A 26,876-nucleotide genomic window follows, 5' to 3' on the forward strand; every position below is an offset into this window, starting at 1 on the left:
CTGCCTACCAATTTCTCGACCTCGCTCCCAAGGGGCGTGATGAGGATAAATTCAAATACCCGATGGAGTGGGTGCGTCGGCACGATCAATATTGAAGTACCTAGAATCGCATAGCCTAAGGTTTAATGGGGGAGTAATCCGAAGGAATCCGGCATTCATATAGATATTTGCTATGTTTTAAAGGGGAAAATCCTTCCCCCTGCTGCAACCGCAGCGTAGCTGCGTTTTCCGACATCCCCATCTACGGGGACACCCCGTAACGCCCCGCATATTGTGAACCGTAATCGGTTCACTTCCTTTTTTTAATTCCCCCGCTGGGAATAAATCAATTTAACACAGAACCTGTCTCCACCAAGTCATCCCCCAATCTTCCGCACGCCGCAAGCGGCGTTTGTGCAGACCGGGCGGTTCCCCCTGACTTGCTTCCATCAGAACCTGTGTTGCACTCATTTCACTCGCTTTTCTCTGGGGTTTTCAACCCCAGCGGGGGTTGTTTTTTTAACCCTTAATAGAGCGAGGAAAAAATGAGTGTAGAAATTAGAATTTATGTTGCCGATCTTGCCGCCTATAACGCCGGATATTTGCACGGTATCTGGATCAATCCCTGTGATGATCTGGACGCAATCAAAGCGCAGATTAATGAAATGCTCGCTAAAAGTCCGGAAGGCTTTTCGGAAGAATATGCCATTCATGATTATGAAGGATTTGGCGGTTATACCTTAAGCGAATATGCAGGTATTGAAGCCGCGCATGGCATTGCATGCTTCATTGCCGAATATCCAGATTTCGGCGGTGAATTGCTGAATCATTTTGGCGGCGACTTGGAAGAAGCCAGAACCGCCGCCGAGGAAAATTATTGCGGCTGTTATAAATCACTGGCTGATTATGCGCAGGAATTGACCGAAGAAACCACACAAATTCCGGAAAGCATTGCCTATTACGTTGACTATGAGCGCATGGGCCGGGATATGAATTTGAGCGGCGATATTTTTACCATCGAAACTGGATATGAAACCGTTCATATTTATTGGAATCACTGAAATCCAACATCAGCAAGTCGCCATCGCGTCCAATTCAGGACGCGATGAGGCTTTAAAGTATGATTTAATTATGCGGTTTATTTTAAACATTGAATAAACGATACCAGAACAGTGCAATTTCCTTGGAGCTTTCGGGAATTGCGGCATATAGATATTGATCCATACCGCCGAGAACAAAACCGCAATGTTTATATAATTGGCATGCTGCGACATTCGTATCCTGAGTTTCCAATCGCAGACCGGAAAGGTTCCTCTGATGCGCCCAAGTTTCAGCTTTTTGCAAAAGGGTTATTGCAATGCCTTGACGACGATGAGAAGCATTCACCTGGATATCGTCGATCATGGCCATTCTGTTCCAGCTTTCCGAAAGTAATAGAAAACCTACAGGACGGTCTTGCCAATAGGCCAAGAATCCAGCGTGATCGGAATGCTTCAAATAACTCTCCGGTATTCGTGGATCGGCCTCGGCGTGACTATAACGCTCTTCATAGGCGGGTATGGAGATTATCTCGTAATGGAAGCCAGCGGATGAAGTCGAAAGTAACAAGCGAGCATTGATAATAAATGTTCCATCGATTGCCTTGGCATCGGTCGCGTTATCGTATGTGATAGGTTCAATGCGCAGTTCGTCAATGGAGATCGTCATGATTATTTGTTTCCGTTGACAGGGCATGCAAAGCTAGTTCAGCAATGAAAAAATCCGAATTTGCGCTTTGGCGATCATCATCTTCCAAAAACCATGAAGCCGATAAGCCAGCATACGCCAATGTCCACTGCAATAAGCGCCGTCGTTCCAAATTAGCAGCTTGCGCAATCACGTGAGATTGGCGAATAAATCTGATGGGGTCAGTGACCGTTGGCAATTCTGGATTGCACAGAAGATTCGCGTAGTCATAACCCCGTTCGCCAATTATGCGCTTGGGATCAATGGCAAGCCAACCGCGCGGACCAAAATCTAATACGTTTGTATGATGTATGTCACCATGCAGCACGACGATGTCGCGCGGTGATGCCAACAACTCGTGGGCGGCAGCTAAACTTTCAAGAAGCACGCCACCTTCGCGCTGTGCAGCCGATTCTAATGCTTCAAACCAAATATTTAATGGAGTAAGTTCGGGCGGCGGTGTAGATCGGGGTTTGTGTAACTTGGCAACGACATTGCAAGCGATGCGGCTCGCCTCATCATCCTGACCTTGGCACACCATTTTCATGAGAGAATTTTTTCCTTGTGCCCGTTCCATCAATAGTGCATCGCCTTCGTAAGCATATACTCGCGCTGCGCCATCGCCATTCCACCATTGCATGACTAAACCACCAAATTTTTCTTCGGCATCCATGGCAATTTTCAGCATAGCAGGATTTCCATTTATGTGCCCATCCATACGCACAGGCAATAAATAACTGCCGCGCGTGACAATAGGTTCACCATCGGAAATCAAATTCCAGCGGCTTAAATAAGGTTCAAACATAATAATTCCAGCAGAGCTTTGTGCGGTTTTTAATATAGTCACAAAATTAATGAAATCTCTGCTCGATGACTAACAAGTAATCACATAGATTTTCATTTTTTCTATGCTCTTATCATTGTCGGTAAGAAAGATGACGCATTCATTTACAATCTCCGATTCTCTTACCAATGTATGTGTGATCTATTTCCATCGGTTCTGATTGAGGCATTTTCATTTTAACAATTGCAGAACCCTTATATTCATCGGTACTAAAAATGATCCTTCCTGCGCCATTCATATTCAGCTCACCTTTGCATTTCATTTGCCATGAAGCATCATTGCCTACTATTTTATAGCTGGAAAACTCACATGATTCATGAACAGCAATAGGTGGTCTCTCTTTATTTTTGTCATTCACACAGATGATGTCTTTATGCGCAGGTATTGGTGTTGTTAAGTGAGGCATTATTGTTTGAGTCATCACTTCCCATTTTCCTTGCGGAAATTCTTGCGCATTAGCAGATAGCGCAAACATCAATGTAATGCACAATATTATTTCTTTTAAACAATTCTTCAATTTGATCCTTAAAGTTTGAATACGTTGGACACTCGATAATTATTGAGCAACTTACTCAATCTTTGCCCGTAATTATTTATCAAATTATATTCCATCAGTGTTTCTTCGATTGCTAAAACATGCATACCCGGCACTTTCTGAGTTTCTCAGTTAATAACCCCTACATTACTATTCATTTAACTATATGATCCAGTTAATTAGCGCGTCCACTCATGGCCGCGCTGACGCGGCTGCGGACGATCCCGATTTTGTTCTTGTCGTTGTATCTCAGGTTGTTCGAGGCGCTGCTCGCGCATGGCCTGATACTGCGATCTGTCGTGCTCTAATTCATCCAGTCGATAAGTTCTCAAGGATTCCAGTCGCTCGATGCGCGATTGCAGGGCACGGCGGGTTTCTAGCTGCTGAAAAATGAGCGCGTCGCGCTCTTTCTGCTGGTGCATTTCGACATTCCATGCGTCCTGCTCATTGCGTTCTTCGATTTTATAGCGCTTGCCTGTAAGTCGGTCAAACAGGCCGCGAAACCCTGTGTTGAAATTGCTCCGCCATTCCTGCTGCTTGTGCTGCCAGTATGATTGCTGGGCATTTTGCAGTTTTTTTCGTTCAAATCGATGCTGGTGTATCAATATTTGTCGCTTTTCTTCTAGCTCAATCCTGCGGGCATCAAGTACATTTTCTTGCTCTTGGGAGATTGCTTCCAGCCGTGTCGCCATTTCTCTGGCAATTTGAATTCTGGCTTCATTGACTGACGGCAAGCTTTTTTCATTGGTCAGCCGCTCGCATACTTCTTTGGTTTTGATGCCGACCCATTTGGATACGGCAAATACTTCGCCTCGGTGGTCTAACGCGACAAAACTACGTCGATCACCTCGGGCGAGCATATAGCCATGCTCTTTCAATGCATTTGCAAAAGCCTTCTGCGTTTTATTGAGCAACCAGCATTCTTGAAATACCGCTTTAATCCGCTTCGGGTCTTTGCCGATCCTTTTGGCTTGTTGCCATTGCGCTAACGTAAAATTCAGGGGGTCACGGGCATGAGCTTGCCGAAGTCCTTCGGGCATCGTCCAGCCGTGTTCCAGATACAATTCACGCGATAATTCCATTAATTTTTTCTTGGGGAAAGAAAGCTGTACTGCTTTCATTTCATCCACCTTGATCCGCGACCACACGGCATGGCAATGTCTACGCCCATTTTTTTCATGAAACACGATGGCGCGGGGCTGATTGTTTAATCCTAGTTTTTCTTCTACTTTACCGATTGTCTGCTCAAACGTTTCGGTTGAAACGTTTTCATTCTTCGGCGGATTGAGGCTCAAGGAGAATAGAAACTGCTTGCAGCGCGTAGCTCGGCTGATGGCATGGGCTTCATTTAGCGCAGCCATAAGATTATTTGAGGCGAAGCCGCGCACCTCATGAACTTCGACATGCTCGTTTTCTTGTTTGAGCAGGTGTGAAGCCAAATCCTTGTACCCGCCGCGCTGGTTGCCGACGAGGATCATTCGCCGTCCACCGATTTTACGCCAAGCGCTGTAATGAGCAATGCCCGCATGGCTTGGATTTCACTACAGGCTTGTTCGATCTCACGCTCGATTTCAGGCGTTATATCCAATGTTCCCATATTGGCAGCTTTGGCCAATTGGTTAATATTGGAAGCCAGTCGTGATTGACCTAATTCACTCAGTAACAAAGCCAGCATTGCACTATCAGGCGCAGGCTTTTTGACCATGCGGCGTTTTTCAGCCTGCTCATTGAACAAGCGATTGCGAATATATGACCCCAGCGGCTGATTGCCCGCCATTTCATCGAGCCGCTTACGCTCCTGAGTAGTTAAACGCAGGGAAAACGGCGGGGTATAGCGTCGTTTCGACTTCTTAGGTGGTCGTGTAGCAGCCGCCGAAAATGCCTGAGCTACTGATGGTGCACTGTCGAAGCCGCTCATGGTGACGGCTCCTGATAGTACGGAACATTATGCTTGAGATAGTCGTTCCATTCCTCTAAAATTTCCAAAATGCGGTTCGAAGATTCACACTCCGTCTCCGCCAATGTTATCAATATAATCAATTAATTAATGAGTACTGACTATATTTAGGCATATTTGGTCATGTTTTTGCATAGCTTGGTCAGCTTTTTGGTCAGCATTTTTATGCCACACCGCAACAAATTTTTGAGGGAAATATGAATAAAGACATAAGAACATTCCTCATCAAACTGATCGGAACATTCATTGTTCTCAGTCTCATCGTTGCTATCGGTAAAAAATTGAAAACCTACGATTTCGATGAGAGTCACTCATCACTTTGGAATATTTCAGGTACTTATCTAAATGGATGAAGAACCTTCCATCTGGGTCTAGATATTAATAAACATTAACTAATTTATTGATTGCTAATAATAGGATAGCCCAAACAGATCTTCTCATATTTTACAATCCTCAAAAGTCATGCGCTGATTTTCTACCTGATGCGCATACCACGCACCAAAAAATCAAATCGAAATAAAATAATATTTCCCTCGAAATTCGCGCCACAGATTTAAAAGCAGTATTTTTAATGATGTGCCAGGATCAGGTATAGCGATCATCTTGCCGAGCAGCCAGTCCAGATTTATTCGGCACTTCTTACCCAGAAGCCCCAGCGAGATCAACAGATACCCGCCATCATGCGGCAATGATGCGATAATGCTATGAGGACGCGCTGAACAATCTGACATTCCCTAACGATGCGATGCGTGAACAAGCCTTGGCTAAAAATGATGATTTCCGCCGTGAGAATTTGAAACCGGCTTGCGCACCTTGATCTATAAATATTTGAAATAATTCATATTAATACTGAACGAGAATTAATGTCGCTGAAAAACTTCAGGCTTTTTGACGCACATCTGCATATTATTGATGATCGTTTCCCATTAATCTCTAACAATAATTATCTTCCACCAAGCTTTACGTGTGAAGATTACCTTAACCGGATGGAAGCCTACTATCTTGCGGGTGGGGCCGTAGTATCGGGTTCTTTTCAGGCACTCGATCAAACCTATCTGATTGATGCGCTTAAACAGCTTGGCCCTTCGTTCGTGGGCATTACCCAAATTTCCGCCTCGGTTTCAGATGAAGAAATTCTTGAATTAAATTGTGCTGGCGTTCGAGCTGTCCGGTTCAATCTGAAACGTGGCGGCTCAGAGGAAATTAAATATCTCGATAGTCTTGCTAGGCGAATCCATGAGCTTGCCGGATGGCATACGGAGCTATACGTTGATTCCCGGGAATTAGACGAGCTTTATCCTGTATTGATTGCTTTGCCCGCTATTTGTATCGATCATCTAGGTCTTTCAAAGACAGGTTTCGCCACGTTGCTCAAACTCGTAGAGAATGGTGCGCATGTGAAGGCAACAGGTTTTGGCAGAGTTGATTTCAAGGTTGAAAGCGCACTGAAAGATTTGTTTTCTGCCAATCCAGATGCCTTGATGTTCGGCACCGATCTTCCCTCCACTCGCGCTCTTAGACCCTACGAAGACAATGATCTTTTATTGATTATTGAAACGCTAGGCGCAGAGAACGCGGATAAAGTTCTTTTTACGAACGCTGTGAATTTCTATCGTCCTGAGAAAATCAGTTAACGAGACCTCTTCCAAGAAGGCAGCCAGTCGCTTTTGTATGACACATCGTTTCTGCACTATAAACCCCTTTGCTACGCGCAAGCTGTGAAAAAATCTTCTGGAATGTTCATATGCGATCTGGTCGAAGAATAGGTTGCTGAAAAAAAGTTTACTTCAATACCTGTGCAAATTTTTGATAGCTACTTTGCGCTTTCATACTTGATTTCGATTGACTGAACGCTGCTTATTCGCGGCTCAGAATTTTTCCGGGATCCATGATGTTCGATGTTGTTCGCTAGCATGAGAAGAGCGAGGCAAAATTACAACACTTGATCAGATCTTCTGCATGAGCAATTCTCAGTCATCTATGATTATGTGTAATGCTTCTGCCATAAGAATTTGAGTAAGGCGTGCTTACATTATTTTTCCAGAATGGATTGCATGAATCCTTTCAATGGCCTGCACTTCTTTTCAAAGTTCGGGTATGGCTTAAATGTTTCTTCTCCGATTCATCTGAGTACGTTATCATTTTCATAGATGATGTGATTTTATCGGATGAGCGGCGCTCTTAACAATTTAAGCGAGAATACTATGAATGAACCTCGGACATGGCAAGAAACGCTGCTGAATCCTCTGGCCGGAAGCCATCTTTTGAAGATTTGCCAGGATGAAGCAATGCAAGCCGAAGCGGTCGCCTACTTTATAAAAGGCGGATTGCTCGACAATGAGCTGGTGATCATTATTGCACGAGCACCACTGCGGAATGCCATCATTTCCCGCCTGAACGCGATGGGGGTAAATGTTCAATTTTCCAAGAATCAGGGTCAACTCAGATTCTTGGATGCCGAGTTTTTATTATCGAGGATACTAATCAATGAAACGCTTGAAGATCGGGTGATTCAGGAATTGATCGTAAGGCCCATTCAGATCGCTCACGCCGAACATCGCAAAATTCGCGCGTTTGGGGAAATGGTGGATATTTTGTGGCAGAGAAGGCAATACGATCGAGCGTTGCAACTTGAAATGTTGTGGGACGATTTATCCAGAGAATATCAATTTTCGCTGTTCTGTACGTATCTATCCAAAAGTTTCGATGCGAATCATTATGATGAGTCGCTTGAACATGTATGTAAAGTTCATACCCACCTGTTACCCCTTGAGCACGAAGAAATGACGGTAACCAGTGCAAAAGTGGAAGCGGTGGATCTCTTTAGAGCGGCATGGGATCGTGTCATTGGAAAAGTGGCGGCAGCTAAAAGAATTCCTCAAATACCGATTTGAAATTGGCCATTTTCATAGCCCATCAGCAACTTCAGCAAGTTCAGAAAACGGGGCAAGCAGCCAGGCACGCAGCTCAACCCAACGAACGCAGTAGTTTCAAGGAAACGTTGATTGATAGATTGCGTGAGCGAATCGCTTCGTTATACAGTGCTCATCTCATCGCATAACTTATTGCTATGTCTTGTTTGTTGCGTTCCGTGTACTAATCACTTCTTCGTGTGCGCCAAATTCCGAGTTTCGCTCGAAATTTGTTTGGGTTTGTTTCAGGGAACGATCCCAGTATGGGATATCTCCCACATATTCCGATAAAAAATTGATGAAAGAGCTTATCTTGATCGGTAAATGCCGGCTTGGCAGATAACAGGCATAGATATGGCGCTCGACAGATAGATATTCCGGAAGAATCGCTTGGAGCCGGCCTTTTTGCAATTCCATCCCGATCGTATACGTCGGAAGCAGCGCAATCCCTGATCCATACAGTACCGCTTGCGCCAGCGCATCATTATCATTAATGCGGAGAGTACCTGATATCGGCACTTTGATCTTGCCTTCCGGTCCGGAAAAACGCCAATAGCCCTGCTCTGCTGATACTGCGCAATCCAGGCAATTATGTTTCGTGAGATCTTCGGGTGTTCGAGGCGTGCCCCATTGTTGAAAGTACTGCGGTGTGGCGCACAGTATGCGGCGCACGGGTGCGAGTTTGCGCGCCACGACATTAAGGTCGGGTTCACTGGTGACGCGGATTTGAACATCGTACCCTTCTTCGATGAGATCGCCGGGATGATCGGTAATGGTCAAATCAATTTTGATTTTCGGATAACGTGACAGAAAACAAGGGAGCGCTGGAGCAATATGGCGCGTCCCGAACGAGCTCGGAACACTTACTTTCAGGGTTCCTCTCGGTTCCGCATGCAGGCTGTTGACTGCCCGCTCCGCATGTTCGGCTTCTTCCAGAATTCGCGTCGCATGCCCGGAAATTGCGATGCCGGTTTCTGTCAAGCTGATATGACGCGTGCTTCTGAGAAGTAAGCGCGTGCTCAGATCTTTCTCGAGTTTAGCAACGGCCTTACTGACTGCTGCGCGTGAGATATCCATGCGGCGGGCTGCTTCGGAGAAGCTGCCCGCCTCTACTACCCGAGCGAAAATGATGAAAAGGTTCAGATCTTGCATGATTTAATTGTATCCAGTAAAGAAACAAAATGTTTCGGATTTTGGGACTTCTCTTAAGTATATTGTCTCGATATGATCTCATTCAAGGTGAAACGTTTAATATTATATATTTTAATTTACTAAATATGACCATTGTATTTAAATGGATAATATTAACATTTGACCTTGTGAGTGCGCTTTTGATCCATAAGGGAGAGTGGGTTGTCGATCGATCACTCTGGATTTTATTGTCAACCTGAGAGAGCGTATTGTCGATGAGGTTATTGATACCAGCATAGGCATAGTCTTTTGAGGGTATCGATGATCAGATTATTCAACAAGGAGAACATCATGGAAATTAAGGATTTATTGAAATCGCCGCAATTGTTTGTCGTGTATGCAATCACGCTTCTTTATACCATCACCTTTTCATTGGCGGCCATGATCGCGCTGTCCAATGACACTGCGTCGGGGTATCTTGCAGGTATACATCAGGTGGTTGCGAAAGTTGAGATGAATAATCTCGAACTTTCGCAGGTAGAACGAAATAACAGTTCGGGCTAGGTGTTTGAACTGCCCTCGTGTTGAATTGGTCAATCAGTCTATAGACTGCAAAAACATCGCGAGGGCGCTGAACCAGACAGACAATCAATGTGGAGTGCATGTAAGTCATCAATGAAACAGCCGGATTCAATCAGGGTGGGCTCTGAGAACTGCTGTATTCTTTGATTCGGTTAAGCTGCGATGGCATCAGACTCAACGTATCAGTTTATAGCTGGCAAACTGTTTTATCACTCAATCTGGACTATGCATCATTTAACGATCAAGCGAGTTTACGAGAAGGCGGCAAAAAACGAATACCGCATACTGGTGGATAGGCTGTGGCCCCGCGGGGTAACGAAGGAGCGTGCTGCAATTGATCTGTGGCTGAAGGATGTCGCGCCTTCAACTGAATTACGCAAGTGGTTCGGCCACGATCCGATCAGGTTCTCTGAATTTCGCTCGCGTTATACCGAAGAGCTGACGCAAAACTCCGCGGTGACTACCGTCATCGATATTCTGGCCGAGCATGAGCAGGTGACGCTGATCTATGCAGCCAAGAGTGAGACTATCAACCATGCCATCGTGCTGAAGGAATACCTTGAATCGATGCGTATGACCAAGAGGTCCTGAGGAACTACCCAGCTTGATTAAGTTGAGTATGCTGCGTTGAACACTCATTGATCATTCATAAACTTCGCGCGTTGGTGCCGGTTTCACCTTGAATGGTTGTGGCTCATTACGTTTTCGGAGCTTACTGTAAGAAAAAGGAATCGCTACTTCACCAGCAAAAACTCAAACGATTGTCTACTATCGAATCAATGGCGTGATGTTGGGAGAAAAATTAATGAGTAACTCGAGATTAATGAAGAAATTCGAGATCGTGGTTGGAACGCCGCATCTCAATCACTTAATAGAATTATTGGAAAAATCCGGCGTACGTGGATATACCATTATCAAAAACATCGGCGACCTTGAAGTGGACGATGTACGTCATCCGGATGACGTCTTCCTGGCGGAGGAAAATGTCGTTGTCATCCTCGCATGCCAAGAGGATCTGGCCCGCAGGGTCCTCAATGAGCTTCATCCAGCCATGCGCGGCTTTGATGGCATGTGCTTGATTTCAGACTGTTATATTTGAACACTGCACGAAGTTTGCAGAGAAAGCCGTTCAGAAATAAAGTACCCCGCCGCAAGCAGCGGGGTATTAACTGCACCCTCAACCTGCTGGTTTCCAACCAGCTTTCTCCCCCCAAGGAGCGGGAAATTGTACCCGCAGAGATTAAAGGGCATGCTTATGATTTGATTGATTATCGCGAGGAAACACCACAGCCTTCCGGTTGTGCTATTCAAGCTGATGTATTTAGAAGCAGCGAATGTGCATTATCGAACACATCATTTTTTCTTTAACGGTTATGCTTTTGGGGGTGAGATTGTCACTGACGAGGTCGGGTATTACGCTTGTATCCTCTTAACCCATTCGTAAACAAGAATAATGATGCAAAAACTTGAAGAGCGAACCTTTGTGCTATTGCTCGCCATTACGTCTGTATTATTCGCTTGGCTGTTATGGCCATTCTCCGGCGCTATTTTGTGGGGTACCGTGCTGGCGATCGTGTTTGCGCCGTTGTACCGGCGCTTGAAAGATACGCTCGTGCAGAACCCCAGTGGTGCCGCGCTAATTACCATTATTATCGTCTTCGTGATGGTGATTCTACCGCTAGCGATGATTGCCACTTCATTGATGCAGGAAGCAGCAGGTTTGTATGACATGCTGCATGCCGGAAAACTGGACTTCGGGATTTATTTTCATCAGGTGTGGGATGCCTTACCGATATGGGTTCAAAACATGATGGCGCAATCCGGATTGACCAATCTCGGGGCAGTGCAACAAAAAATAGTGGCGGGTTTGCGCCAGGGAAGCCAGTTTTTTGTGGCACAGGTTCTCAGCGTAGGTCAATTTACGTTTCATTTCATCATTGATTTTTTCATCATGATGTATTTGTCGTTTTTCCTGCTGCGCGATGGTGACCTGCTGTTCAGGAATATCCGTCAGGCCATTCCGTTGCATGCCGAACAGCAACGCGCCATTTTCACGAAGTTCACCACAGTCGTTCGCGCCACCGTCAAAGGTGGGATTCTCGTGGCTGCCCTTCAGGGCACGCTCGGTGGACTCATGTTCTGGTTTCTCGACATTCATGCACCCCTGCTATGGGGAGTGCTGATGGCTTTCCTGTCGTTGTTGCCTGCAATCGGTGCTGGACTGGTGTGGTTGCCGGTGGCGATTTACTTACTGGCAACGGGTGTGGTATGGCAAGGTATCCTATTGATTGCTTTTGGCGCGCTGGTTATGGGATTGGTGGATAACTTGCTGCGGCCGGCCTTGGTCGGCAAAGACACTAAATTGCCTGATTATGTCGTGCTGATTTCTACGTTGGGCGGTCTTGAATTGTTCGGGTTAAACGGCCTGGTGATAGGGCCGGCGATCGCGGCCTTATTCATCGTCATTTGGGCAATCTTTTCTGATTTGCGGCAAGGCACAGACCGGAGTGTATCCGGCGATTATAATGATTAGTGGAAATCGGGCGTGCATGATCAGACGCTGCAAATAAAAAGCAGAAAGGTTACGACAATGCAACCTTTCTGATCATTGGAAACATGGGTAATAGTTCTGCCATCATTTTGCTATCGAGGCCTGCTTCAGATGCGTCAAAGCTTCCTGGGCAGCTTTTTTGGCCAACTCTGCTGCGCCCAATTTGCTTTCTTTGACGGCTTCATCCAATTTTTTAATGCCTTCGTTCAGGTGGGAATCTGCAGCTTGCTCGGATTGCGCGGCCTCGGAATGCGTTTTCGCTTCTTCCATATGTTGAGCAATCAATTTTACTTCAGTGGATTGTAATGCCTGCTCAGTATGTTTGATAGCTTCGTTCAAATGAGTTTCATCGGCGACTGCAACCGTACAGCAAAAGAATAGACCGATGAGGAAGGTAGATAATATCGAATTTTTAGTTATCATAGATTGCTCCATTATAATGATATGCAGTATAGGAATATAAGATAGGAATGAGTTCCAAAGGGGAATCGATGGAAGGATGAGTGATCTGTAAATCCCTCTGCCTGTTTCTCCCCACTTAAATAAGATCAACCCGATCAAAACTGGGTAACTATAGAAGATACTTGCTTTGTAAGAATCGATCTGTTCGTTGACGAACCGACTCCACAATGGCGGGGAGAAACCATCCAGCTGTTGAGTTTTCACTGTTGAATAGCTTCTCGAGCAACAAGTGCGTTATTTCAAGTGCATGCTATTTTTGACGGATTTCACCCCAGCTACGCCTCGTGTAACCTCCACGGCTTTATCGATACTGGCCGCAGAACTGACGAAACCGCTCAACTGTACCACGCCTTTAAAGGTTTCAACATTGATTTCTGCAGATTTGAGCATGGGTTCATTCAATATGGCTGCCTTTACTTTGGTAGTGATCACCGTATCATCCAAGTATTCTCCGGTTCCTTCTTTTTTTGATGTCGATCCGCAGCTCGTCAAGCTTAGCAAAGACAAAGCCAAGAAAGAAGCCAAGAATAATTTCATAATGTATCTCATGATTTCAGTCTCCTGTTGGTTATTATTTTTAATACTGCTGCGCACATACTGACAAAAACAAAATCCGGTTGATTTCAATGACGGCAGCCACTAAACGAGGTTCTTCCTCAATGAATCCGTATATATTCATTCAAGAGATGTTCTAACGCACTCTTAATGCCCTATATTCGTCATCTGCCTACAGGATGCAGCGCAATCTCGGCACACCTTAACACATTCGTTCATATCGCCGATTTTCTCGCAATTCGTTGCGCATGCTTCGCAAACCTCGGCGCAGACCTCGCACAACGTATGCTGATGGGTACCACTCAATAAAAAATTGGCCGATGTCTGACAGATATCTGCACAGTTCATCAGCAGCCTGAAATGATTGGCTTCCACATGCTTTCCGCCGGTCTCAAGACAATGATTCATGGCGGTTTGCAGGCATACTTGATGACAATGGTTACACGCGCTTATACAAGCCTGGATATCGTGTTTGTCGTGGGTTGATAAATTCATAAAGAATTCTCCTTGACATGGGATGCTTTGGAAGTAAGTTGTCGTTTTGGTCGTGCTAAAACACAACCATTGGTTCATGCATTCTGTCCATTAAATCAATTGCCTTCTGTTCGTTAGCGTACATACAAATGATACTGATCAGCAAAAGTGATCGGGCGTTTTGTGCGATATCGCACAGAGCTTTATTCTCGCCGTTGATACCCTAGGTCCCTAAATAAATTGTGTTATCTCCCCGCAGCGGAATCGCTTTCATACGAACCGCTCATTTAAACAATACTTCTAGGAATAACGATGAAAACAATATCTATGTCCCCACTTTCTGCTTGTTCTCGGCTCATTGCGATCATAGTCAGCTTACTTTTGATAGGTGCGTTCTCGGGTTGTCAGAAAGAGGGTTCAGCTGAAAAAGCAGGGCAAAAACTGGATCGCTCGATGGAAAATGCAGAACAGAAGTTGGAGCAGATGGCCGAGAAAACCGGCAAGAAAATCGAGGAAACCAAACAAACTATTTCGGAAAAAACTGAAAGTAGCGGCCAATATCTGGATGATTCAGTCGTAACATTGAACGTAAAAACGGCGATCGTAAATGAGCCCTTGCTGAAAGTCTCGGAAATTAGCGTGACGACTGAGAATGGTGTCGTGCAATTGAACGGCACGGTGGATTCTCAACAGATCAGTGATAAAGCGGTCGAAGTGGCGCGAGTTCAGAAAGGGGTCAAGTCGGTGCTGAATAACCTGACCATCCGAATGGTAAATTCACCTCAGTAACTTATCCTCCGATGAATTTTGTACGTTCTAGTACTGTTGCCGGCGTCACCTTTTTTTATATGTCGTTGGCCCAGGCGGCACCACCCAGTGATGCGTATATCGCCGGTTATGCAACCAGTATGCTTAAGTACCGCTTGCAACTCGATGTGCCGGCGCTCAGCGTCGAAAATGGAATTATCATTTTACCGCGAGATAGTATCGATGCTGCCGATCAAGCCAGAGTGGTGCGCTTATTAGCGGAAATCCCCGGCGTCAATCAGGTCGAGCTGGCTGATAAAGTCTCTGCAGATGTTCCCGTTGCCACAGCTCCTTCGCAACCTATCCAGCAATCCGCCCAGAAAACGGTTGCCATTACGACGACACAACCGACTTTGATGCCGACCGGCCTTTTACCCAGCGGGCATTTATTCAAACCGTTGCTGGCTGATCCGCGCTGGGCGCATTTCTCAGCTTCATACCGGCATTTTTTCAATGACAACTTTGAAGGCAGAAATATCGGTTCTGTCAGTTTTGGCGAAACGATCCCTTTTTATCGGGGAAATGTGGGGCAGTCGTTAGTGCAATGGGAAACAGGACTCCAGGCGGCAGTATTCAGCGATTTTAACTTAGGCGCTTCCTCAACGGATCTGGTCAATACCGATTTTATCGCATCGGTGTATTCCAGCGTGCGTGCCAAGCAGTTTTCTGCATTTGCGCGTATTTTTCACCAGAGTTCGCATCTCGGGGATGAATTTTTACTGCGGAGGGTGAATTCCGCGTTTGAGCGCATCAATCTGAGTTATGAAGGTGCCGATCTGCGATTGTCGTACGAATTCCCATATGGCCTGCGTTTATATGCAGGAGGGGGTGGTTTGTTTCATAAAGAACCATCGTCACTGAAAGTCTGGATGACGCAATATGGCGTTGAGTTTCGCAGTCCTTGGCGTTTGAATGCTGCGCCGCTGCGTCCCATCATCGCCGTCGATCTGAAGAATTTTCAAGAAAATAACTGGAACACGGATGTTTCGGCGCGGGCCGGTGTGGAGTTCGATAATTTACAAGTGCTCGGCCGGAAATTGCAAATTTTGTTGGAGTATTTCAATGGTAATTCGCCCAGTGGGCAATTCCTAAGGAACAATGTCGAGTATTTTGGCGTGGGAGCCCATTATCATTTCTAGGATGACCCTGAAAATGCTCATGTGCAGAGAATCAACGCGAAATCAGGTATAGGAGTCCCCGGATATTGCAAGCCGTTTATGATGCATTTCCACATGAATCGCCCATTGCTGAATTCAAAGTCACGCACTGTTGAGCTATGTGCGTTAGCAGACAGAGCCTGTCATCGCAACGCGATATTCTGTTTCCATCCTTTAATATCTCAAAAAGGAGTTCCGAATGAATATGTTAAAGTTTCTGCTCGTGGCATTGGCTGTTTCTGCAATGACTGGCTGCATCTCCTTTGGTTCTGATACGCCCGGACCGCAAGGCCCTCCCGGTCCTCCCGGCGCTAGCGAAAAAGTCATCGTCGTTCCGGAAGATAAGATGAACGATAAAAAAGTCATCGTGGTACCGAAATAACTGCAGGAGTCTCACATGAAAAAATACTTATTTTCGCTGCTCATCATGGCATGTTTGATGTTGCCGGCGTGCAGTCAGAATCAGACCGCGACAGAGAAAATCATCGATAATGCCAATGATGCGCTCGATCGCCGTCCGAATGAAAAATTGCGCGATGCCGCAGAAGATGCCAGTGATGGCGTTAAGGGGGCTGGCAAAAATATTAAAGAAGCCATCAAGGATGCTACCAATTAACCCTATTTAAACGACATGAGGCAGTCTTCTCAGGCCGATTGCCTCTGTCCGCTGTTTCTTCCTCTCCTTCCTGCATTCCCACTGCAAGTCGTTTTAAGTTCCCAGTTCTGCTAAGCTAACTTCGTTATTGAGAAGCAGTGGTCTGTCTGATGCTATTCTCAGTGCTATATTCATCGTTGATTTCCAACGCCATCACCCCAATGAGAGTCCGAAAATTTCATTTAAGCAATGACTTACTTATTTAATAATCCAATTGCATTTGCAGAGGAATTGGTCGAAGGGTTCGCCACCGCGCATCGCCGTCACATACAATTGATTCATGGCGGTGTGATGAGACGCCATAAAGCCAAGCAGGGCCAGGTTGTGGTAGTCACTGGCGGCGGTTCGGGTCATTATCCGGCATTCGGTGGATTCGTCGGCGGCGGTCTGGCGCACGGCGCCGCGATGGGGAAGGTATTTGCGTCACCTTCGGCGCAACAGATTTGTCAGGTAGCTGAGGCGGTCGATGCGGGGGGCGGCATTTTATTCAGTTATGGCAATTATGCTGGGGATGTGCTCAATTTTACCCAAGCGCAGGAACATTTGCGCGCCACCGGTATTAATGTTCGATCAGTCATCGTGACAGACGACATTGCGTCGGCCGCTACGGCAGAGCGGCATCGCCGTCGAGGTATTGCCGGCATGCTGGCAGTGCTCAAAGCTGCGGCTGTTGCCTCAGATGCCGGGAAATCTCTGGATGACGTATGTCGTATTGCTGCTGAGGCAAATGACCGCGTTCGGACACTTGGGGTCGCATTTTCCGGTTGTACGCTGCCGGGCGCGAACAGACCGCTGTTTGAAGTCACCGCGGGGACAATGGAAGTCGGCATGGGTATTCATGGCGAATCAGGGCTGTATCGCATGGAGGCTCCCAGCGCGGATGAATTGGCACAGATTCTGACGGAAAAACTGCTGTGCGAAATTCCTGCCGGTGTAGAACATCCTGAGAGAGCCCGTGTTGGGCTAATACTCAATAGCCTGGGAACGGTAAAGCAGGAAGAGTTATTTGTGGTGTATCGCAAGATCGATCGGTTGCTGTCGGCGCGCGGATTGACCATCGTCGAACCCGTGGTTGGCGAATTAATCACCAGCTTCGATATGGCAGGCGTTTCACTGACTCTGTTTTGGCTCAATGATGAGCTGGAAGAAACATGGTTGGCGACGGCAGACACACCGGCGTTTCATCGAACTCAGGCACTATGTGATGAGATCCAAGTGCCTGAAGTCAATGCGGACAGAAACAAAGTTGATGCCATCGAAGCATTCACCACGGGCTCTGCAGAATCTCAGAGAGCTGCCCAGTTGGTATTTACGATGCTGCAAGCTGCTCAAGTTGTGATCGACGAGCAGCGGGAAGAGCTCGGACGTTTGGATGCCGTGGCAGGCGATGGGGATCACGGCATCGGCATGCAGCGTGGGATCGCAGCGGCAATAAAAGCAGCCAAAGCGGCGCAGGATGCTCAAGCAGGTGTTGAGTCTCTTCTGACAGCCGCAGGCGCTGCCTGGGCTGATCAAGCGGGAGGGACTTCCGGTGCATTATGGGGTGTGATGCTCCGCAGTCTGGGCAGTGCCATCGGTAACCAAGCAGCGCCAAGTGCTTCCTCAATTGCTGCCGGCATTGCCTCGGCATTGCACCATGTCGTTGATCTCGGCAAAGCGCAGCCAGGGGATAAGACCCTCGTCGATGTTCTGCACCCTTTTTCCGCAGCCTATGCCGCAGCCATTTCACGTGGATCGTCGATATCCGCAGCATGGACGATTGCGGCAAGCGTTGCGGAAGAAGCGGGGGAAGCCACTCAGCATCTTCTGCCAAAAATTGGGCGGGCCCGTCCTCATGCCGAGAAAAGTATCGGAACACGGGATCCGGGCGCCGTCTCGCTGGTGTTGATCATTCGGGCGGTGGAACAGGTGCTGACCGCACATTGCTCATAATGCCATGCTTCTCGGAGGTTTCCTTTACTGATGAATACTAGTGACAGAGCATGCATATCCGCATGCGGGGGCCGCGCTGTTATCTGAACTGTTTTCGGGAATGTTCCCGTTGTCGAGTTGGGAGATTTTTCAGGGTGATTGACATGGTCAGTGATTTTTTTCAAAATTGCAGCACATGTTTCCCACCTTTTTTCAGTCCGGGAAGCGTATGCGTTGCAGAAAATTTTGGATAAGAAGTAATGCTGTATCCAAGCAGGGTGATAAACTCAACAGTGAGGTCCCATGAGGCGGTCATATCAGAAAAAGTGGAATTATTGATACAGAATCACATCCTTAATTTTATCTAGAACTATAACTTAACAGGCTCGATATAAATGAACAAATTAGTTTTTGTAATATTGGTTTCCATGATGTTTGCTAGTAGTGTGCATGCCAAAGGGATCAAGGGCGGTTCTTTGAAAGGCTCGACCGGTTCCAAGCCGGCGGCTGCGCAGCAGAAAAAAACTGACACCACCAATCAGGCCAAACCGGCCAGTCAGGCGGCGCCAGCCCAATCATCTGCAAGCAGTGCAAATCCAGCCTCTGCACCCGCTGCTAACGCATCAGCTCAGAGTCCTTCACTGCTGCAATCGGCCATGCCTGCTCTAGTGGGCGGTGCCGTCGGAAGCTATGTCGGCAGCAAGTTGGCTGATGACGGAAAAAATGAATCCGTATCTGAGGAAAACAAGGAAAGTAAAGACGGGCAGATCCTGAAGCCTTAACGAAGCATAGCAACGATTGGCAACAAGAATCAGTTTTTTGATAAGAAATGGTTGATTTATGAGTGATCAACCATTTCTACGAGGTCGTTAAGGAAGCTGATGAATTGACTGCGCGAGCGAATCGCTTCTTGGTGAGAATTGTATCGTTGTTGAGATTCGCGCACTTATCGATTCCTCTCGTTCGCCGAGTTCATCAGCGTTTTTTTAAATGATCTGTACAGGATTTCTTACGAGTTCCTGATGTATGAAGCTGCGCAGGGCAAAGGTTTGTTCAGGTTGTAAATCAATGAATTCAATTCCATACGATGATAATTCATCATCGTCCGGCGTCATTCTGACAGATCGGATAATGGATTGTAGTTGAATGGAAATATTTTTTTCCTCAAATTCAATTTGGAATGAGAGCGAAAGGGTGGTGCCGGATCCTCCAAGATTCACCTGAGTTCTGACTTCAGCGCCGGTGATACTGAGATTGGTAATCACCAGAGGTGAAGATAATTCATTCACAGTAGCTTGAATTTGAGTTCGAATACGCCTGGACTTACGGATGATTTGTCCCAGAATCTTGGTGGGAAAAGATAAATGAATATAGTGCAAAGGTTTTTTGACAATACTGTCAACAAAGACCGTGAAACTGAACGCATATTGCCCGCTGAATAATCGCACTAAAAATTGATCACCCGGAATAAGAGGAAGTTCTCCATGCTGTTCAGGTTTAGGCATGGTAACGAGCAATGATTTATTCGGAACATAGCCGATCAGCGTCACCATGCAAGAGTTGCCGTTATTTGAGCAGCAAGTAATATAGAGGTTAGAGCGTATGTTGAGTAGCAGTTTGTCACCTACCTTCAGTTGCATATCTTTAAACTCAAATTCGGCTTGATTTGAGTTTATGGATGGTTTTTGAGGTAAGTTACTCATTTTTAATGGGCAGTTTTTCCAAGTATAGTTCCGGAGTGGATAAGTGTTAAGTATTAATTTGACACCAGGGAATATTTGTTCAATAAAAATTTCGCGATACGGATGGGCCGATTCGTGCCGAACAAGTAACCTTGAGTCCGTGCAGCTTTTTTAAAAAGGTGGGCTGATACTCGATAGGGCCTTGAAGGCTATTTGTAATATTTGGGCGCGTTCTTTTGTACGAATTTATTGATGATAGAAATAAACGGTTTTTCTGAGGGATTATTGAGTCTGGATCAGAAAGGCACTTTCGTGCAAACGAGTCAGGCCTCGTTCTTTGAGAGCATCTACCTGCTGAGTTCAATCCCCAGAACTGAAAGGTGTTGTTGCTGCAGCCATAGCATGTCGCGGCTTTTGCCACACAGAGGTACCGCAACCGTACTTCATCGTCCTGAACAACGCATTTCAAAGCCGAGGCCAAGTGTTGAATTTGAGATATTGCGATTATCAGCGTCCAATTAGTCTAGGCAATCGAGAAGCACAGCATCCAGGGACAAGAAAGCCGGATGGCTCGCAGAATCATCCGCAGATTGTGCCCGGCACCGCATAGGACGTAAACTTTTTCAGCAACCTATTCTTCGACCAGATCGCATATGAACATTCCAGAAGATCTTTTAAATTATATTCAATGGCCTGCAATGGTTGTTACGATTACGGCGGCTTGGTATGTCGGAGCAGAGAGGAAAGATAACCGTAATTGGGGATTCTGGATGCTGCTGTTGAGCAATCTGCTCTGGTTCATCTGGGCAATTCCGCATTCGGCATGGGCCTTGGCCCTACTGCAAGTGAGCTTGGCGATCACGAACATACGCGGGGTGTGGAAATCATCTCCAAAATGATCGAGAAAAAGAATTGTGAAAACACCCTTGAATGCCAAGCGGACACCATGAGTAAGATATAGGGCGCTGAGACATCATGCAACAACTGGTCTTGCCTCACATTTCGGCGCAACAAAAATCCAGCAAAGTTTTCTCAGTACTATCCAACGGTACATCGTTTTAATGCCCTACCCTCAACCAATACAACCCTAACTCTGGGATCATCAGTTTGCCCTGCTGCAGGGCGATCACTTCACCGCTGATGACATCCCTGAATTGATTCAGATGCGCTCCTGCTACCTTGGCCATTTCGTCAGAGGCGATACCATGCGGCTGGACATCGAAATTAGCCACGACCACAATCGGGTTTGAAGCATCGCGCAAGGTAAAGCGACTGAAAGCGAAAATGTGCTCATCAGCAGTTTCAAGCAGTGACCGATTGTTGAAATCGGCAAACGCGGGAATTTCCTTGCGAATGGCGATCAATTTCTTGAGAGCGGTGAACACTCGATATTCAATCGTTCCCGGTTCGTGGCGTTTCTCAGCCCGGTTCCAATCCAATTTGGGCCGGTTGACCCAGCGGCTATCGTGCGTTCTCGAAACATTATCGCGATAGCTATAATCATTCAGCGTCCCCAATTCATCACCATAATACAGCAACGGAATGCCGCCAAAACTCAGGATCAAGCCGTGCAGCAGCAATATCCTTGAAATAGCGTGATCGATATGGGCGGCATCGCCGCTTTGCAAAGCATGTTCCAAGCCTGCTAAGGATGACAGCGAGCCTGCGATTCGAGCATCGCCGTTTCGCTTGTTTTCGCCGAACGCGATACCACGGGCATCAGAACCTGAAAAACCGCCGGTATAGTAATCGATCAGAAAACGCCGATGCGCTTTGGGCTCGTACCCCACCGCCGCGATATCGGAATCATCGAACCCCAAACCGATATCATCATGACAACGGATGTAGTTCAACCAAGTCGCGCGCTCGAGTTTGGCAGGCAGATTTTGTATGCTGCGCCATAGCAGCCGGGTATTCTTCGTCGCAATCGCATCCCAGAGCAGCGCCATGAACGTAGCGTTGTAGGCAATCTCGCACTCCTTGGCGTTGATGGCGTCTTCTCCAAAATACTTGATGACTTCCACCGGCGCCACAATCGCCTCCGCAATGAATAACACCGCAGGCGCACTGACTTGCACGCAATCTTTGAACAATTGCAATATCAGATGGGATTCGCGTTCATTCTGGCACGTGCTGCCGATTTTCTTCCACAGGAATGCCACGGCATCCAGACGAATGATATCCACCCCCTGATTGCTCCAGAACAGAATGATGTCGAGCATGTCGATGAATACCGCCGGATTATGATAGTCGAGATCCCATTGATAATCATGGAATACCGTCATCACCCAGCGCTGCATGTCGGCATCCCAGGTGAAATTGCCCGGCGCCGTCTGAGGAAACACTTCCGGCATCGTGTGCTCGAACATATCGGGAATTTCCCGATCCGGAAAGGTGTAGTAATACGCCTGAAAGCGCGGATCACTCATCCGCGCTTTCTGCGCCCATTCATGTTCGCGTGAAGTATGGTTCACCACGACATCCAGGATCAATAATATCTCGCGTTTGCGCAGATCGGCAGCCAAAGCCGCGAGTTCCTCATTACTACCGACCCGCGGGTCGACCTGACGGAAGTCGCTGACGGCATACCCCCCATCCGATGCGCCTTCCGGACATTTGAGTATGGGCATGATGTGTATCATGTTAACTCCCAGCTCCTGAAAATAACTGAGTTTGCTGCGCAATCCCTGCAGATCTCCCGCAAACCCATCGCTATAGAGCGCCATGCCCACCCATTGTTGATCAAGAAACCAGTTATGGTTCTTTTCACGCATCAGATCAAGCTCATGTAATGTCTGACTGCGTTTCTGATATTGCCGGGCCATCACTTCGACCAGCTTTTGCATGTGCTCGTTAAAATCATCCCGCTGACCGTACAATTGCTTCATCAGGCTGTAGATGGCGTAAAAGTTTGCCCCCAGGCGAGTATAAAAATGCCGCAGATCCGACTTGATCAAATCAGCCGGCAAGGTATTCAGTATGCTGTTGAGCAACGAATGCGAGACTTGTTCGTACATCACACCTCCCACTTCTGCCGGAAATTTCGATAGAACGATGGGTCGTCCGTGGTCGCGCCGCGCAACCCGATCACTGCCATTGCGAAATCCTGTGCTCTGTGCAGCATGAGTTGCGTCGGCCAACGTTGCAGAATTCCCAGCAGGCAAATACTGGCAAAGGCATCCCCGGCGCCGACCGCATCCTGCTCCACGACAGCCTGTTCCGGCCTTATTTGCCAGTGCTTGCCATCACGTTGAAACAGCTTCGCCCCGTCCTTACCGCACGTCAGCACGATCGAATGGGCGCGAGTCTGATGAAATAAATGCCGTATCCCCGCAGCTTCGCCGGAAATGGCTGGTAATAAATCCTGCAATTCATGCTGATTGAGCTTGATCCAATCGGCATCGGTCAGCCAGCACAGGACGTCTTGCCTGTCCCACCAAGGAGCGCGCAAATTGACATCGATGAATAGCTGTACGCGGGAATGTTGCTTGAGCTGTTGCAAAGCGCAACGGTTGGTATTGCTGCGCAATGCCAACGTGCCGTGATAGAGCAAAATTGCTGCAGGCATATGGAGCATATGGGGTAATAGATCAGCCTGGATGTCATCCCACGCGGCTGGTTCGATAATCGTGTAGTTCGGTTCGCCGTGCTGCAGTTCGACCTCGACCGAACCGGTCGGAAATCGAGGAGTAACTTGCAGCCCACATTTGTCCATGTTCCATGCGTGCATACGCTGAAGAATTTCATCACCGGCTTGATCCTTGCCTACGCTGGAGATCATCAGCGGCTTTTGACTCAATGCGTTAAGATGCCAAGCGACATTGAACGGTGCTCCACCCAATACCCGGCTGCCGTCATCAAAGCAATCAAACAATACTTCGCCGAATATCACCGGCTTCATTTGCCGACTCCTCTCAAGTCTGGAAAATAAAAATGGATCCCTTCGATAATACCGTCTGCATAATGACCCTTCCCCTTCACGCCTTGCGCTACATATAGTTGATCGCGATGACCGGCTTGCTCAGCCCTTCGCAATGCTTCATGCCGCACTGATTCATGCGCGTTCGCCACCAAAATGGCGGGCAATTCGCTGCTCAGCACATCCAGATCATTGCCGCTGTCACCGGCGAATACCACTTCATCTGGTCGTAGCCCCAGTTGAAGCATCAGATAGCGGATAGCCGCGAGCTTGTTCGCGGCGGCTGGCAAGACATCCAGCAAGCCGAGGTTGTTCGCATGATCGACACTATAAATGAGGCTGACGGCAAGCTGATGCGTGGCCGCTAAAGCTTGCATATGCCGGATCAATGCGGTGTGATCAATCTCGGGTGATACATAAAAACTCAGTTTGTACCGTCCTTGGTGCTCACTTTCCTGCAACACCAATCCCGGAATTTTTGCAAAACAATCATATAATTCGTTGACTGAGCAGCCTACCCAATCGAGCCCGATATATTGATGCCAGCCCTGCATCAGCGTCCAGTTGTGTCCGTAGCATGAATAGATTGAACTGCCGACATCGGCAATGACATAGTGCGGATAAGGCAATTGATAGTCTTCGATGACTTGCTGTACTAATAGGCGGTTCCGGCCTGATACGTAAGCCAATTGAATGCCATGCCACGCGATCAAACGTGCGAATGCCTGACGCGCCCCGGGCGATTCTGCGCAATACCCATCCGGTATCAGCGTACCATCCAGATCAGTACAGAATAATCGCAATGTCATTGCCGCGCCTCATGGCAATCCGCAAAAAACTGATAATGGTCGATCGCCTCGATAATGCCGGCGGCGTAGGATTGTTGAGCGAAATAGACCGATTCCTGTTCACCCAGAATGTTAAGCTCGTCGCCATGGCCATTAGCAACCACGACCCCCAGCGTATTACCGCGCAACATATCCTGATCGGCGCCACTGACGCCAGCCACTAAAATATTGTGCACGGGCATTCCCCATTGTTCGGCGTACCAACGCAGCGCCAATCCTTTGGACGCCCGCAGAGGCAGAATATCCAGAAACTGCCCATACGACAGGATGCACTGCGCATCGGTTTCATTCTTGAGCAGTATATGTCGAATCACTTCTATGGCCGGTGCATGTTGTGCGTCGTAGAAATATGAAATCTTGAAATCCGATTGCTCGGTTTTTGGTTGCAATTGCAAGCCGTTAACCTCCTTGAGAAGTTGGCGAATCTTGTCGGGGCGCCATTGGTGGTCGATGTAGTCTTGCCAAGCGCTGTCTCTGATGGCTTGCTGGGTATAGTATATTTCTGTCCCGAGACTGGTGATGAACACATCCGGCCGCGGAATGCCATGCTGACGAACCACTTTCAGGGCAGAATCGAGCCGCCGGCCCGTGGCGATGCCAAAGCTGCAACATCGGTTATTGACGCGCAGCAAATCAACCAACTGAACCAGGCTCTCAGGATCGCCAATCAAACACTGATCGAGATCCGAGAATAGAGTGCGGTCCTGATTGGGCCGACTGCGCCGTTTCAGCGCCATGCGTTGGATCGAAGCGAAGTTCTGGATGATGGGCTGGATCACGTGCAGATAGTGATCGACATGCGCCGACCATGAGTAGTGCTCACTGACCCCGGCAATACCTTTTTGCGACATGCGCTGCCAGTCATCCTCATTTTCAAGCACGTCCAGTAAACAGTTTGCAATCGCCGCGCAATCCAATGGATCGACCAAATAACCGTTCTGGCAATTGGCGATGATGTCCTGCGGGCCACCATCTTCGGTAGCGACGATGGGAAGACCGCTGGCGGCAGCTTCTATCAGCGTCAAACCAAAAGGCTCTGTCAGGGCAGGATTCGCAAAAACACCCCGGCTTTTCGCGGCGAGCCGATACAACAACGATATATCTTCTGCGGCATGATGCTTGGGATAAGCAACTTTGCCATAGAGATCATACAAATCGATCAAGTACAGAATATCCGCAAGTACTTTTCTGCTCCCCTCATCCATTGCGCGAATATCGTCGCGATTGCCGGCGACAATGACCAGATTGGCTCGTGCCTGCAAATCGGTGCTTTCGCCATACGCGCTCAACAGATTGCCGATATTTTTACGCCGGTCGGGGCGCGAGATCGCCAGAATGATCGGTTTATCCGGCTCTTTTAGAAACCGCGCCAATTCATGCGCTATGCCGCTTTCATGCTCATTTCCCTGTATGGGGAAAAACAGGTTCAAATCGGTGCCGGGCGGAATGACGCGCATCATTTCCGGGCGATAGAAATCATATAAACTGTATTGCTCCTCAATTTCCTGATGCGTACTCGTAATGATGCACTCAGCCGTGGATAGGCAGGTTTCTTCAGCCTCGATGCGCCGCGACAAGTTGTACATCCGCTCAATGTCATCACGCTTCAACCCGCTCGCGAGCAGGCGGTGTCGCTTGCTGCGACCGAGCGAATGTCCGGTATGCACCAGCGGAATGGAGAGCTGGCGCGACAACAGGCTTCCCACGTAACCGGCATCGGCATAATGACTGTGTATCACGTCCGGTTTCTGACTTTGCTCCCGAAGATAACTACTGACGGTATCTGCAAAACAATCAAGCGTTTCCCATAACTGCTCCTTGGGTAGGTAACCTTCCTTGCCGCAGGGAAAGCGCAGCAAATTGACACGCGGCGCTAATACTTCATGCGCATGGGCATATTCTTGAGATACCGCGGTATCGGCTACCAGTCGGGTCAGCAGATCGACTCGCGCGACCGCCCTGTGTCGCCCCAATGCGGTTGCCAACTCGAGCACATACTTCACCTGGCCCCCGGTATCGGCATCTCGGCCGAGTTCTGGATTGTTGCCACGAATCAATCCGTGAACGCTGATCAATACGATATATAACCCTTTGTTATCTGACATTTTATGATTTTATAAACACGTTATATTTATAAAATAGCAGAACTGCCAGAGGGGTAATGTACGATTGCGTACTGACCAGTTTGAG

At 47.6% G+C, this 26,876-nt stretch carries 30 protein-coding genes; 16 read left to right on the plus strand and 14 right to left on the minus strand.

From position 1 onward, the window contains the following. Positions 1-524 precede the first annotated feature (524 nt). Complete coding sequence (locus ABF87_RS06275) at positions 525-1,040, plus strand: antirestriction protein ArdA (RefSeq protein WP_160828287.1); 516 nt, start codon at positions 525-527, stop codon at positions 1,038-1,040. Positions 1,041-1,122: 82 nt separating this feature from the next. Here ABF87_RS06275 and ABF87_RS06280 read toward each other — a convergent pair whose 3' ends face one another. The 5 genes from ABF87_RS06280 to ABF87_RS06300 all read right to left on the minus strand — a co-directional run bounded on the left by ABF87_RS06280 (position 1,123) and on the right by ABF87_RS06300 (position 5,001). Then, a complete protein-coding gene (locus ABF87_RS06280) occupies positions 1,123-1,686 on the minus strand; it encodes a GNAT family N-acetyltransferase (protein WP_160828288.1) in 564 nt (187 codons plus the stop codon). Then, positions 1,670-2,509, minus strand: coding sequence for an aminoglycoside phosphotransferase family protein (locus ABF87_RS06285; RefSeq protein WP_160828289.1), 840 nt, complete (start codon positions 2,507-2,509; stop codon positions 1,670-1,672). Before ABF87_RS06285 ends, ABF87_RS06280 begins: the two co-directional genes overlap by 17 nt. A 139-nt stretch (positions 2,510-2,648) precedes the next feature. Next, positions 2,649-3,065, minus strand: a complete 417-nt coding sequence (locus tag ABF87_RS06290) for a DUF3617 family protein (RefSeq protein WP_160828290.1) — start codon at positions 3,063-3,065, stop codon at positions 2,649-2,651. A gap of 197 nt (positions 3,066-3,262) precedes the next feature. After that, positions 3,263-4,561, minus strand: coding sequence for a relaxase/mobilization nuclease domain-containing protein (locus ABF87_RS06295; RefSeq protein ID WP_160828291.1), 1,299 nt, complete (start codon positions 4,559-4,561; stop codon positions 3,263-3,265). Continuing rightward, complete coding sequence (locus ABF87_RS06300) at positions 4,558-5,001, minus strand: hypothetical protein (RefSeq protein WP_164503174.1); 444 nt, start codon at positions 4,999-5,001, stop codon at positions 4,558-4,560. The genes ABF87_RS06295 and ABF87_RS06300 overlap by 4 nt, the downstream gene beginning before the upstream one ends. 902 nt (positions 5,002-5,903) lie before the next feature. On the opposite strand from ABF87_RS06300, the gene ABF87_RS06305 reads away from it, so the two are divergent. Next, positions 5,904-6,674 carry an amidohydrolase family protein gene (locus ABF87_RS06305; protein ID WP_160828292.1) on the plus strand — a complete coding sequence of 257 codons (771 nt, stop codon included), beginning with the start codon at positions 5,904-5,906 and terminating at the stop codon, positions 6,672-6,674. Between the two features lie 570 nt (positions 6,675-7,244). Continuing rightward, the gene (locus ABF87_RS06310) at positions 7,245-7,934 is read left to right on the plus strand and encodes an MEDS domain-containing protein (RefSeq protein WP_160828293.1); all 690 of its coding nucleotides are present in this window, start codon (positions 7,245-7,247) and stop codon (positions 7,932-7,934) included. Positions 7,935-8,108: 174 nt separating this feature from the next. On the opposite strand, the gene ABF87_RS06315 is transcribed toward ABF87_RS06310, so the two are convergent. Then, positions 8,109-9,104, minus strand: coding sequence for a LysR family transcriptional regulator (locus tag ABF87_RS06315; RefSeq protein ID WP_160828294.1), 996 nt, complete (start codon positions 9,102-9,104; stop codon positions 8,109-8,111). A 330-nt stretch (positions 9,105-9,434) separates the two neighbouring features. Here ABF87_RS06315 and ABF87_RS06320 point away from each other — a divergent pair, with 330 nt between their 5' ends. From ABF87_RS06320 to ABF87_RS06340, 5 genes are all read left to right on the plus strand, one after another. Then, positions 9,435-9,647, plus strand: coding sequence for a hypothetical protein (locus ABF87_RS06320; protein WP_160828295.1), 213 nt, complete (start codon positions 9,435-9,437; stop codon positions 9,645-9,647). A 243-nt stretch (positions 9,648-9,890) separates the two neighbouring features. Then, positions 9,891-10,256 carry a DUF488 domain-containing protein gene (locus ABF87_RS06325; protein ID WP_160828296.1) on the plus strand — a complete coding sequence of 122 codons (366 nt, stop codon included), beginning with the start codon at positions 9,891-9,893 and terminating at the stop codon, positions 10,254-10,256. A gap of 214 nt (positions 10,257-10,470) precedes the next feature. Beyond that, a complete protein-coding gene (locus ABF87_RS06330) occupies positions 10,471-10,764 on the plus strand; it encodes a transcriptional regulator (protein WP_160828297.1) in 294 nt (97 codons plus the stop codon). Then, complete coding sequence (locus ABF87_RS06335) at positions 10,761-11,033, plus strand: hypothetical protein (RefSeq protein ID WP_160828298.1); 273 nt, start codon at positions 10,761-10,763, stop codon at positions 11,031-11,033. The genes ABF87_RS06330 and ABF87_RS06335 overlap by 4 nt, the downstream gene beginning before the upstream one ends. Positions 11,034-11,118: 85 nt before the next feature. Next, complete coding sequence (locus tag ABF87_RS06340; RefSeq protein ID WP_240143560.1) at positions 11,119-12,198, plus strand: AI-2E family transporter; 1,080 nt, start codon at positions 11,119-11,121, stop codon at positions 12,196-12,198. 102 nt (positions 12,199-12,300) lie between these two features. Here ABF87_RS06340 and smbP read toward each other — a convergent pair whose 3' ends face one another. Continuing rightward, positions 12,301-12,639, minus strand: a complete 339-nt coding sequence (smbP, locus tag ABF87_RS06345) for a small metal-binding protein SmbP (RefSeq protein WP_160828299.1) — start codon at positions 12,637-12,639, stop codon at positions 12,301-12,303. Between the two features lie 273 nt (positions 12,640-12,912). Continuing rightward, a complete protein-coding gene (locus ABF87_RS06350; RefSeq protein WP_160828300.1) occupies positions 12,913-13,227 on the minus strand; it encodes a BON domain-containing protein in 315 nt (104 codons plus the stop codon). Between the two features lie 366 nt (positions 13,228-13,593). On the opposite strand from ABF87_RS06350, the gene ABF87_RS15255 reads away from it, so the two are divergent. The 7 genes from ABF87_RS15255 (at position 13,594) to ABF87_RS06380 (ending at position 19,019) form a co-directional block, all read left to right on the plus strand. Beyond that, positions 13,594-13,719 carry a hypothetical protein gene (locus ABF87_RS15255; RefSeq protein WP_275689433.1) on the plus strand — a complete coding sequence of 42 codons (126 nt, stop codon included), beginning with the start codon at positions 13,594-13,596 and terminating at the stop codon, positions 13,717-13,719. A gap of 300 nt (positions 13,720-14,019) precedes the next feature. After that, on the plus strand, positions 14,020-14,496 hold the full coding sequence (locus ABF87_RS14965; RefSeq protein ID WP_160828301.1) for a BON domain-containing protein: 477 nt from the start codon (positions 14,020-14,022) through the stop codon (positions 14,494-14,496). An 11-nt stretch (positions 14,497-14,507) separates the two neighbouring features. Continuing rightward, positions 14,508-15,653 (plus strand): DUF1207 domain-containing protein, encoded by a 1,146-nt coding sequence (locus tag ABF87_RS06360; RefSeq protein ID WP_160828302.1) that lies wholly within the window; start codon positions 14,508-14,510, stop codon positions 15,651-15,653. Positions 15,654-15,870: 217 nt separating this feature from the next. Next, positions 15,871-16,053: a hypothetical protein gene (locus ABF87_RS06365; RefSeq protein WP_160828303.1), complete on the plus strand. Its 183-nt coding sequence runs from the start codon at positions 15,871-15,873 to the stop codon at positions 16,051-16,053. 15 nt (positions 16,054-16,068) lie between these two features. Beyond that, positions 16,069-16,287: a hypothetical protein gene (locus ABF87_RS06370; protein ID WP_160828304.1), complete on the plus strand. Its 219-nt coding sequence runs from the start codon at positions 16,069-16,071 to the stop codon at positions 16,285-16,287. Positions 16,288-16,515: 228 nt separating this feature from the next. Beyond that, positions 16,516-18,258, plus strand: coding sequence for a dihydroxyacetone kinase family protein (locus tag ABF87_RS06375; RefSeq protein WP_160828305.1), 1,743 nt, complete (start codon positions 16,516-16,518; stop codon positions 18,256-18,258). A gap of 374 nt (positions 18,259-18,632) precedes the next feature. Next, positions 18,633-19,019, plus strand: coding sequence for a hypothetical protein (locus ABF87_RS06380; protein WP_160828306.1), 387 nt, complete (start codon positions 18,633-18,635; stop codon positions 19,017-19,019). Between the two features lie 204 nt (positions 19,020-19,223). Here the strand turns inward: ABF87_RS06380 and ABF87_RS06385 are convergent, their stop codons facing one another. Continuing rightward, positions 19,224-19,940: a flagellar brake protein gene (locus ABF87_RS06385; protein WP_345789887.1), complete on the minus strand. Its 717-nt coding sequence runs from the start codon at positions 19,938-19,940 to the stop codon at positions 19,224-19,226. A gap of 326 nt (positions 19,941-20,266) precedes the next feature. Next, positions 20,267-20,344 carry a hypothetical protein gene (locus tag ABF87_RS06390; RefSeq protein ID WP_160828352.1) on the minus strand — a complete coding sequence of 26 codons (78 nt, stop codon included), beginning with the start codon at positions 20,342-20,344 and terminating at the stop codon, positions 20,267-20,269. 228 nt (positions 20,345-20,572) lie between these two features. On the opposite strand from ABF87_RS06390, the gene ABF87_RS06395 reads away from it, so the two are divergent. After that, the gene (locus ABF87_RS06395) at positions 20,573-20,818 is read left to right on the plus strand and encodes a hypothetical protein (protein ID WP_160828308.1); all 246 of its coding nucleotides are present in this window, start codon (positions 20,573-20,575) and stop codon (positions 20,816-20,818) included. Positions 20,819-20,977: 159 nt separating this feature from the next. Here ABF87_RS06395 and ABF87_RS06400 read toward each other — a convergent pair whose 3' ends face one another. From ABF87_RS06400 to ABF87_RS06415, 4 genes are read right to left on the minus strand one after another with little or no spacing between them, the layout of a single operon-like run. After that, positions 20,978-22,936, minus strand: coding sequence for an alpha-amylase family protein (locus tag ABF87_RS06400; protein WP_160828353.1), 1,959 nt, complete (start codon positions 22,934-22,936; stop codon positions 20,978-20,980). Beyond that, a complete protein-coding gene (locus tag ABF87_RS06405) occupies positions 22,936-23,820 on the minus strand; it encodes a PfkB family carbohydrate kinase (RefSeq protein WP_160828309.1) in 885 nt (294 codons plus the stop codon). The genes ABF87_RS06400 and ABF87_RS06405 overlap by 1 nt, the downstream gene beginning before the upstream one ends. Next, positions 23,817-24,647 (minus strand): HAD-IIB family hydrolase, encoded by an 831-nt coding sequence (locus ABF87_RS06410; RefSeq protein ID WP_160828310.1) that lies wholly within the window; start codon positions 24,645-24,647, stop codon positions 23,817-23,819. The genes ABF87_RS06405 and ABF87_RS06410 overlap by 4 nt, the downstream gene beginning before the upstream one ends. Next, on the minus strand, positions 24,644-26,791 hold the full coding sequence (locus ABF87_RS06415) for an HAD family hydrolase (RefSeq protein WP_160828311.1): 2,148 nt from the start codon (positions 26,789-26,791) through the stop codon (positions 24,644-24,646). Before ABF87_RS06415 ends, ABF87_RS06410 begins: the two co-directional genes overlap by 4 nt. Positions 26,792-26,876 lie beyond the last annotated feature (85 nt).

It is taken from the genome of Nitrosomonas sp. JL21, assembly GCF_009833095.1.
Classification (GTDB): domain Bacteria; phylum Pseudomonadota; class Gammaproteobacteria; order Burkholderiales; family Nitrosomonadaceae; genus Nitrosomonas.